Consider the following 9,684-nt stretch of genomic DNA (forward strand, 5'->3'; position numbering starts at 1 on the left):
GAGCGTGCCCTCCGCAACCTCGCCGCGCAGGCCCACCCCGCCTTCCCCGTCACCATCTACTACGCCTACAAGCAGGCCGAGACGAAAGGCGACGGCGCCGCCGCCAGCACCGGCTGGGAGACCTTCCTCGAGGCCGCCATCCGCGCCGGCTTCGCCGTCACCGCCACCTGGCCCATGCGTACTGAGCGCTCCGCCCGGTCGAACGCCATGGACGTGAACGCCCTCGCCTCGAGCATCGTGCTCGCCTGCCGGCCGCGCCCCGCGGATGCGCCCCGCGCCACCCGCGCGCAGTTCCTCCAGGAGCTCGCCGCCGCCGTCCGCGCCGCCCTCCCCGTCATGATCTCCGGGCAGGTGGCCCCGGTCGACCTGGCCCAGGCCTCCATCGGCCCCGGCATGGCCGTCTACTCCCGCTTCGGCGACGTCCTCCGGCAGGATGGCAAGCCCGTCACCGTCCGCGAAGCCCTGCAGGACATCAACGCCGCCATCGCCGCCTACCGCACGGAGCGGACGAGCTCGTTCGACCCCGAGACGCGCTTCTGCCTCGACTTCTACGACCAGTTCGGCTTCGGCGAAGCGGAGTACGACCAGGCGACGGTGCTCGCCCGCGCCCAGGCCGTGGCGGTCGATGCCCTCGAGCGGAAGGGCCTGCTGGAGGCCGGCCGCGGCCGGGCGCGGCTCCGCCGCCCCACCGAATTCCCCGCGGGTGCCGCCGCGCTGGATGACCGCCCCTTCGGCGGCAGCACCTGGGAGGCCTGCCTCCGCCTCGCCGTCACCCTCGAGCGGGAGGGCGAAGCCGCCGCCGGCGAGCTGGCCGCCGCCCTCGGCGAAGGCCCCAGCGCCCGCGCGCGCGAGCTCGCCGCCTGGCTCTACACCATCGCCGAAAGCCGCAAGCGCACCCAGGACGCCCTCCGCTTCAACGCCCTCAACGCCTCGTGGCACGAGGTGCAGCAACGGGCCGCCGAGGCCGCCCGCGGCAGCCAGGCCCGCCTCATCTGACCCATCCCCATGCAGGAGCACCAGCGATGACCCAGCCCAGCGACCCCGCCGCCCGCGCCGCGACGATGATCCGGCTGCTGACCGAAACGCTCGCCCCCTTCGTCGAGCGCACACTGAAGCAGGCCGGCGCCGGCTGGTGGACGAACTACGTCCTCCCCTTCGTCTCGCCGATCACCCGGCAGCAGCTGCCGCCGACGCCCCCGAAGGGGCCCGGCGCCCTCGCGAGGCTCGACCTCGCCGACCTCCTCTCCCTCATCATCCGGAACTGGGACACCGTGTTCCGGAGCCGCATGCCCGCGGCGGCCCGCTCCTACGCCGAGGAGCTGCGCCAGTTCCGGAACGACTTCGCCCACATGCAGGCCAAAGGCCTTTCCGAGGCCGCCGTGCGCCGCGCCATCGATACGGCCGCGCTCCTCCTCGAGTCCATCGACCGCTCCGCCGCCGCGGCCGTGCGCGCGCTGAACGAGGCGTCCGCGCCGACGCCTCCGCCGCCGCCCCCCGTCCCCGACCCGGAGCCGCCCTCCGGCGGGAAGACCGAGCCGCCCCCCGCGCCCCCGCCCGCCGGCCCGCCGGCGGCCTTCGCCGACCCGGGCCTGCGCCCCTGGCGCGAGCTCGTCGTCCCGCGGGAGGACGTCCGCGCCGGGCGCCTCACCCAGGGCCAGTTCGCCGCGGACCTCCACGAGGTCTACCGGAACAACCCGGAGGTCGGGAAGGAGTACACCGACCCGCGCGAGTTCTTCGACCGCACCTACGTGACCGCCGGCCTGCGCGACTTCCTCCGGACGGCGCTCCGCCGCCTCACCGGGCAGGGCGGCGACCCGGTCATCCAGCTGAAGACGGGCTTCGGCGGCGGCAAGACGCACACCATGCTCGCCCTCTACCACATGGCCAAATCCGGCGCCGAGATCGTCAGCGACGTGCCCGTCCTGAAGGAGCTGAGCCAGGAGCTCGGGGTCAAAATCCCGAAGGCGAACGTCGCCGTCCTCGTCGGCACCAAGATCTCCGCCACCGCGCCCTTCGACGACGACCCGGAGCTGAAGTCGCTCGGCATCAGCCTGAAGACGCTCTGGGGCCACATGGCGTGGCAGCTCGGCGGCTGGAACGCCTACAAGCTCGTGCAGACCGCCGACGAAACCGGCGTCGCCCCCGCCGACGAGATCCGCAAAGTGCTCGAGATGACGGCGCCCTGCATCGTCCTCATCGATGAGCTCGTCGCCTACGGCCGCAACCTGCCGACCGGCGCGGGCAAGCGGGTGCCCGGCGGCACGCTCGAATCGCTCCTCAGCTTCATCCACTCCCTCACCGAGATCGCGAAGGCGACGCCGAACGTCATCATCGCCGCCTCCATCCCCGAATCCGATATGGAGATCGGGGGCGTGCAGGGCCAGCAGGTGCTCCAGCGCATCCAGCAGACCTTCGGCCGCATCGAAACCGCGTGGCAGCCGGTCCAGCCGATGGAATCGTTCGAAGTCGTCCGGCGGCGGCTGTTCGAGCGCGTGGACCCCGACGCGCGCGACATGGTCGTCGCCGCCTTCACGAAGTACTACCGGGAACACCCGGCCGATTTCCCGCGGGAGACGCAGGAGCGGGAGTACGAGCAGCGGATGCGGGCGGCCTACCCCTTCCACCCGGAGCTGTTCGACCGGCTCTACCAGGACTGGAACGGCGCCATTCCGCACTTCCAGTCGACCCGCGGCGTGCTGCGCCTGCTGGCGGGGGCCGTGCAGGCGATGTGGCGCGATAACGACCCCTCGGCGCTCATCATGCCGGCCACGCTCCGGCTCGATCTGCCGGTCGTACGCGAAGAGCTGATGCGCTATCTGCCGCCGGCCTTCCAGTCGGTCATCGATGCGGACGTCGAGGGGCCATCGTCGGAGGCGATGCAGATCGACCTCGCGAATCCGCGCTTCGGGAAGGTGCTCGCCGCGCGCGCCACCGCCCGGACGATCCTGCTCGGGAGCGTCCCCGGCAAGGCGGCGCCGGGGCTCGAGGACGTCCGCATCCGGCTCGGCGCCGCCCGCCCGGGCGAGCCGGTGGCCACCTACAACGACGTGCTCGCCCGCCTGAGCGAGCGGCTCCAGTTCCTCCATACGAGCGGGAGCCGGTACTGGTTCGAAGTGCGCCCCAACCTGAACAAGGCCGTGGCCGACCGCCTCAGCCGGATCAGCGACGACGATGCCCACGCCCTGCTCGAAGCCCGGCTGCGCGATGATGCGGACCGGGCCGGGTTCGCCGCGAAGCACGTCGCCCCCGCCTCCAGCGGCGACGTGCCCGATGAGGCCGAAGTCCGGCTCGTCGTCATCGCGCCGCGGCTCCCGCACCGCGCCGGCGAATCGGATTCGCCGGCCATGACGTGGGCGCGGGAGCTGCTGCAGAACCGGGGGAGCCAGCCCCGGCTGGCGCGGAACATGGTCGTCTTCGCCGCGCTCGATGCCGAAACCCACGCCCCCCTCGTCGAGGCTGCCAAGTCGTTCATCGCCTGGAAATCGATCTACGACGAACGGAAGCAGCTCAACCTGGACGACACCCAGGTGCAGCAGGCGGCCGACGGCCGCGACCGGGCGGCCGCCGCCATCGCGGCGCTGCTGGAGAGCGGCTACCGGTGGGTCATCGTGCCGCACAGCCAGGCCGTACAGCGTGACGGGACCTGGACCGTCGAGCCCGAGCAGATGCGCGCCATCGACACCGCCGGCAAGCTCGGCGGCACCGGCTCGCTGGCGAAAAAAGTCATGGCCGCGCTCCAGGCGGACGAACTCCTGCTCGAATCGTGGTCACCCGTGTTCCTCACGCAGGAGCTCGAGCGCTGGTTCTGGCCGCAGGGGATGCAGCACATCGGCATCAAACAGCTCTGGGAAGAAAACCTCGCCCGGTACACCTATTTCCCGCGGCTGCTCAACCGGCAGGTGCTGCAGCGGACCGTCCAGGCCGGCGCGGCGGCGGAGGACTACTTCGGCTACGCCGATGGCTTCGCCGACGGCAAGTACCTCGGGCTCGCGTTCGGCTCGCGTCCCGCGGCCGTCAACATCGATGCGAGCGCCGTCATCGTGCGAAAGGAGGTCGCTGCGAAACACCAGGAAGCGAAAGCGAAGCCAGGTGATCCCGGGCCCCATGGGCCGGGGAATGGGCCGGGCGGGGGGCCGGGAGGTTCCGGCGGCCCAGGAGGCGGAGGCCCAGCGAGGCAGGAGCCGCGCCGGTTCCACGGTCAGGTGAAGCTGAACCCCCTGCGGGTCGCGGGCTCTGCCGCGCAGGTCGCCGATGAAATCATCCAGCATCTCGCGGACGTCCCCGACGCCGAGGTGGAGGTCATCCTGCTCGTCCAGGCGGAATCGAAGGAGGGGTTCAGCCCCGAGGTGCGGCGCGTGGTGAGCGAGAACGCCGCCGCCCTGAAGTTCCAGTCCTGGGCCTTCGAAGAGGAGTGAGGGGGCCACTAAGTCGTCGTAATCGTTCGGGCTCGCCAATTGCTTGCGCAATGGAGCGATGGGTTCCTTCGCGTTGCAGACCGGAGGGGAAGCCGGTACAAAACGCCCGAATCAAGGACAGCGTGGGATGAGCAGTGCGGCCGCCTAACTACTTTGAAGCCCAGCAGCGACGACAAGGGGAACGCTGGACCCAGCTCGAAGGCGATCCCGGTCTTGCCGGGCCATGGCATCAACTGTTCCAGCAGGTACAAAGCCCGGCCCACGTTATCTCCGAACTGCTCCAGAACGCTGAGGACGCCGGGGCGACCCGCGTCCGGGTCACGCTGGATGATGGAGTCTTCTGGTTCGAGCATGACGGAAGGGACTTCACCGAGTCGGATTTCGCCTCGATATGTGGTTTTGGGCTGTCGAACAAGCGCCATCTGCACACGATCGGTTTCCGGGGAATGGGCTTCAAGACTACCTTCAGCCTTGGGCCGTCGGTCTGGCTGGCGACGCCGACGCTTCGCGTCCGGTTCGATGCCGAGCGATTCACGCTGCCGCAGTGGGACCCGGACGCAGCCCCGCCCGGTCCCGGGATGACGGTCCGCGTGACCGTCCGACTGGCTGACGAGCAGCGCGCGGCGGCGGTTCTCCAAAGCCTGCACCGGTGGCGGGAAGCGCCTGCATCGATCCTGTTTTTCCGGAACCTGCGCGAGATCGATTTCGACGGCGTCCGGGTGGCGTGCGCCGACCTCGGGCGCGGCCCGGTGCCTGGCTCGCGGCGGCTGAGGCTCGAGGCGCGGCAGACGGCGGAGGTCGTTCGCTTCGAATCGACCCTGGCCGAAATGCCCCCGGAAGCGCTCGACGAAGTGCGGAAGGAGCGCCACGACCCCGGGTTCGAGCCGCCCGCCATCTCGGTCCAGGTTGTCCTTGGGCTCCCGGATCCTCAGCGGGCGTACGTGGTCCTGCCGACCGGAGCGCAGCTTCGATTGCCCTTCTCCGTCAACGCACCGTTCCTCCAGGACCCCGGTCGTTTTGGAATCAAGGATGTAGCGGTTTCGCCGCTCAACCGCTGGCTCCTGCAGGAGGCGGGCCGGCTCGCCGCTGCTTCGCTCCTGGGCTGGCTGGGGGATGCTTCGCTGTCGCTCGCTGAGCGGGCACAGGCCTACGGACTGCTCCCGTCCCTGACTGCGGCGGAGGATGATGCACCGTCCGACCTGGTGCTCACGGCGATGAAGGCCGGGCTGGGCGGCGTGCCGATGGTACTCGCATCTCGGGGCGAGGTCCTGGCCGGAGACGAGGTCCTGGCTCCGCCGGCCGTCGCACTGAGGGTTTGGGACGACCTCGAAGACCTCCGACGGGTGTTCCCTGGCCAGTGGCGCGACATCGTGGCATCGCAGGTGTCGCGGGGTGCGCTGTCGGCGCTCGAGAAGTGGGCGTCGCTCAAGGTTGCCACGCTCTCGGACTTGTGGCATGCGGTCTCTGTCCGACCCTCCGTCCCCAGGCCCGCATCCTTCGAGCGGCTGGCCCGGCTGCATGATGCCCTTTACGAGCATCGCGCCAGCCCATACGTACCGCCCGGTGAGTTGCAGCGCCTGGCGATTTGGCCCGTCGCGCAACGCCGGACGCTCGTCGCTGGTGAACGGGTCGTCAACATCAAGGAGGGGAGCCTGCCGCCGGACCTGGCCGAATTGATCGGCGATGCGCTGCTCCCGCTCGATCCACAGTGGCTCGAGTTCGTCGACGAGCTGGACGACGAGCGCATGAAGTCACGGCTGAAGGAGCTCTGCGGCTGGTGCAACCTCTCGCTCGCCGCTTCCCTGTCGGACCTCGCCAACCGGGCGTGGTCGATGCAGCGCGATGTCGCCAGCTCGAGCCGGCATCTCCTCATCCAGTGGGCGCGCGTACTGGCGCGTCACGATGTGGCGATGCCCGGGAACTTCCTGTTCGTCACCTCGGGCGGTTCGTTCGCAGGGCCTGACACGGTCCTCTTTCCTTTTGATGAAGATTTGCCTCAGTTTATGACGGAAGATTTCGTGTCGAAAAATTCTTTGTCAGATGAATACTGGGCAAACATAGAAGGTAGACAAACAGAACGACTCAAGTCCTGGATTGCGAAGCAAAGATCGCGCTTCGTAACGCTTCCGCCGTGGCATGATTTCGTGGAATGGTACGACAAACGATCTTTCTTGAGATTCTGCAAGGAAAGAAGAATTGAAGTTGGTCACGATTTTTATCGCAGTTTTAGTACGATTAGCATCTTCGACACAGACTTCTATAGCAGAAGTTTGGAGTCGATGGAAGAAGATATATGGAAATCTCTTGTACTTCTCAGTATTTGTCTTCGCAACTGGAGTCGAATATCTCAGAAGATGTTCATTCGCGTCACTGAGCGAGCATCCAATGGCGCCGAGCGGTCGGTTGCGATTGGTCAGTATCCGGCGAAGTGGATTCGGAGGCTCGCGGAACTGCCGTGCCTCCCGGACACCGAAGGTCGCCCGAGGATTCCCGCTGAACTGCTGATGCGAAATGAGCAGACCATTGCCTTCGCGGGCGTGGAGCCGTTCGTCCACGAGCACTACGACCGGGAAGAGTATCGGCCGCTCCTGCGTCTCCTCGGCGTGCGAGAGCGCGTCGGCGATGTCTCCGGGTTGCTCAGCCGCGTGCGGGCGCTCGCCAAAGCGCCGAGCCCGGAGCCGCTCCTTGGGGAGCTGAAGCGCTGGTACGATGCACTCGCCCGGGCAATCGCCATCGACGAGGCTGCCCAGCTGGAGGCGGTTCGGCAGGCGTTTCACCAGGAGGCGCTCATTGCGACGGCCGAGCGAAGCTGGGCAAAGGCGTCAGAAGTCTTCCTCGATGCTGACGAAGCGCTCCCCGGGAGTACGGCCCTGGCGCCAATCCACGCAGCCGTCCGTGCCTCCCCGCTCTGGAGCCTGCTCGGAGTGCCCCAACGGCCCACGCTGGAGGCTGTGCTTGACTGGTTGCGCGGTCTCCCCTCGGACGGTGTGCTCGAAGGGACGAGCCTTGAGCGGGTTCGCCGGTCGATTGCGCAGATGCCTGCCGACGTCTGGCGAGCGTGCGGGCACTGGCTCTCGCTGGACGGCAGATGGACACCGATTTCGTGGTTCCACTACGCCTCAGGGGAGAAGCTCGCGCTCTACCCCGAGGTCGCGGCCAAGACCGCGGACTTTTCCATGCTCTCGGAAGCCCAGGTCACTCACGAGGCCTTCGGCGGCTTGCGCCGCATCGATGAGGAACTCACCTACCTCCCGCTGACCGGGCACCGGCTGCCCGCCGGCGGGCCCCAGCCGATCTGGGTGTCAGCACTGGCGGATTGCGTTGCTCGGGTTCGGCTGCCGGAGCCTGCCGAACAGGAGCGGGTGCGCGCGCTGGCGCACGAACTCGCCCGGACGTCGTGGGTCCAGCTCGGGCAACACGTCGACCTCGAAGTCGCGCCTTTCCTCGACGGTCAGCAGGTGGGCAGAGGACGTTCCGCGCCGTGCGTCTGGGAGCGCGGGCGCGCCCCCCGGTTCCTGCTCCGTGGCGGCGATGTGCGCTCCTGCGGAAGCATCGCTGAAGAGCTGGGTGCGCCATTCGGGCTCAAAGAGCTCAAAGACGCGATCACATTTTGTGTGCTCCGTTCTTCGGATTTTATTCAAGAATATTTTCAAGCTGTTTTCGATCTTGAGGCGGAGACGGACTCCAGTGATCGGAATGTTCTGGAAAAGACCAATAAAGATCAGCTAGATGGATTTGCGGAAAGCGAGGTCGAAGGTTCCGTAGAGATTGTTGCGGCTATGAAAACCGCTAGTGCGCGGATAGATCGCTTAGAAAATCTCGCGGAAGTTGGAGGAAAAACAGATTTCGTTGAGTCGGGAAGGTCTTCCCGAAAGTCAACATCTAGTATCATCAAGGAGTACGCACTCAGCCAGGGGTTCGAAGAAGCAGATGGCGGTGAAGGATTTGCCAGGGAGGATGGAAGCTTCATTGCGAAGGGGGATGGCCAGCATGGATGGAATTTCCACGATGCGGGCAGAAGCAGTGAGCTGTCGATATATGTGGATGATCATGGCTTCCAGTACCCGGGCGTGGCGATGAGTGCGGACGCCTGGCATGCGATAGAAGCTGACCCTGCCGGTCACGGGTTGCTCGTGCCAGGTCCGAGGCTGTACACAGGCTCAGAGCTGCTCGAGATGCTCCGCGCGGGCGAGCTGGTCCTGGTTTCCCGCGCGTACTACCTGCGCGCCCGCACATAGCGCGCGGGCTTCGCGCTCCGTCACCATCCGCTCGCCGGGGACGGCCCGGGCGATGGGGAGCTGGGCGGTGTCGTGGTTCCAGAGGACGACAGGGTTCCGGTCGTAGTGCTCGAAGCGCCAGCCGCGGGGTTCGATGACGGCGCCGTCGCGGGCGACGTCGGCGGTGCTGATGACGGCCTGGACGCGGCGCTTCGCCGAGTCGATGCCGCGCACTTCGCCGAAAAGAAGCAGGCCCATGCGCACACCTCCCCCGCTGCGGGGTGATGGGCACACAGGCCAGCGGGCTTTACGGGCCGCAGGAACGGACCAGGTGTGAAAACAGGTGATGGGATAATCGGGCCAAGCCGGTGATTGCAGCGGAGGTCACGCCTGGCTACATTCCCGGCATGTTCATTCCCGGTGAGGAGTATTACCGTCCTGATATCCACCGGCTCTTCGGCGGGCAGGAGCGTCCCGGTATCTCGACGCCGTCGAAGGCACGCGCGGTGTTGTTATTCATGAGCCAGGGCGGTGAGGCCTTCGGCTACCGTGACGGATGGGATGCCGAGCGGGGAGAGTACCTTTACTACGCCGAGTCGCGGTCGGGAGCTGACCGGATCATCGGCGGCAACCGTGCACTGGTTGACCACCGCCGGGAGGGGAAACAGCTGCATCTCTTTGAGTGGACTCGGCCTCGCTGGTATCGCTACATCGGCGAGATGGAGTACGCCGGCCACGAGTTCCGCGAAGGAGTCCCGGGTAGGGACGGCCGACCCCGGACGGCCATCGTGTTCCGCCTCCGGCCAGTGAGCCGCCGCTGAGCGTCGTGTCACCCGGCCCCCTACGCCCCGTTCACCGTCTTGCGGCGCGGGCGTGGAGGGCGCAGTAGCTGCCTTCGCAGAGCCGGCCGCAGTCGAGGCAGGTCATCATTCGCGTCCCCCTCCCCGGCGGACGAGCGTCACGACGACTTCCTGGCGGGCGGCGTCGCCGGAGGCGCGGACGCCGACGATGCGCCAGCTGCGGAACGTCTGCGCGAGCCAGCCCCACGTCAT

The 9,684-nt window shown here is 67.6% G+C and carries 4 protein-coding genes and 1 pseudogene; 4 read left to right on the forward strand and 1 reads right to left on the reverse strand.

The features are described from left to right. The 3 genes and pseudogenes from N2041_RS13900 to N2041_RS13910 all read left to right on the forward strand — a co-directional run. Window positions 1-996: pseudogene (locus N2041_RS13900) on the forward strand (hypothetical protein); the annotation flags it as partial. Window positions 997-1,022: 26 nt separating this feature from the next. Continuing rightward, on the forward strand, window positions 1,023-4,415 hold the full coding sequence (locus N2041_RS13905; RefSeq protein ID WP_297679176.1) for a DUF499 domain-containing protein: 3,393 nt from the start codon (window positions 1,023-1,025) through the stop codon (window positions 4,413-4,415). 134 nt (window positions 4,416-4,549) lie between these two features. Next, entirely contained in the window at window positions 4,550-8,653 is a 4,104-nt protein-coding gene (locus tag N2041_RS13910) for a hypothetical protein (protein ID WP_297679177.1), read from the forward strand. On the opposite strand, the gene N2041_RS13915 is transcribed toward N2041_RS13910, so the two are convergent. After that, window positions 8,576-8,890 carry a hypothetical protein gene (locus N2041_RS13915; protein ID WP_297679178.1) on the reverse strand — a complete coding sequence of 105 codons (315 nt, stop codon included), beginning with the start codon at window positions 8,888-8,890 and terminating at the stop codon, window positions 8,576-8,578. The genes N2041_RS13910 and N2041_RS13915 overlap by 78 nt on opposite strands. A gap of 149 nt (window positions 8,891-9,039) precedes the next feature. Here N2041_RS13915 and N2041_RS13920 point away from each other — a divergent pair, with 149 nt between their 5' ends. Beyond that, a complete protein-coding gene (locus tag N2041_RS13920; RefSeq protein ID WP_297679179.1) occupies window positions 9,040-9,453 on the forward strand; it encodes a hypothetical protein in 414 nt (137 codons plus the stop codon). The last annotated feature ends 231 nt before the right edge of the window (window positions 9,454-9,684 follow it).

Source organism: Tepidiforma sp. (assembly GCF_026419595.1).
Lineage (GTDB): Bacteria > Chloroflexota > Dehalococcoidia > Tepidiformales > Tepidiformaceae > Tepidiforma.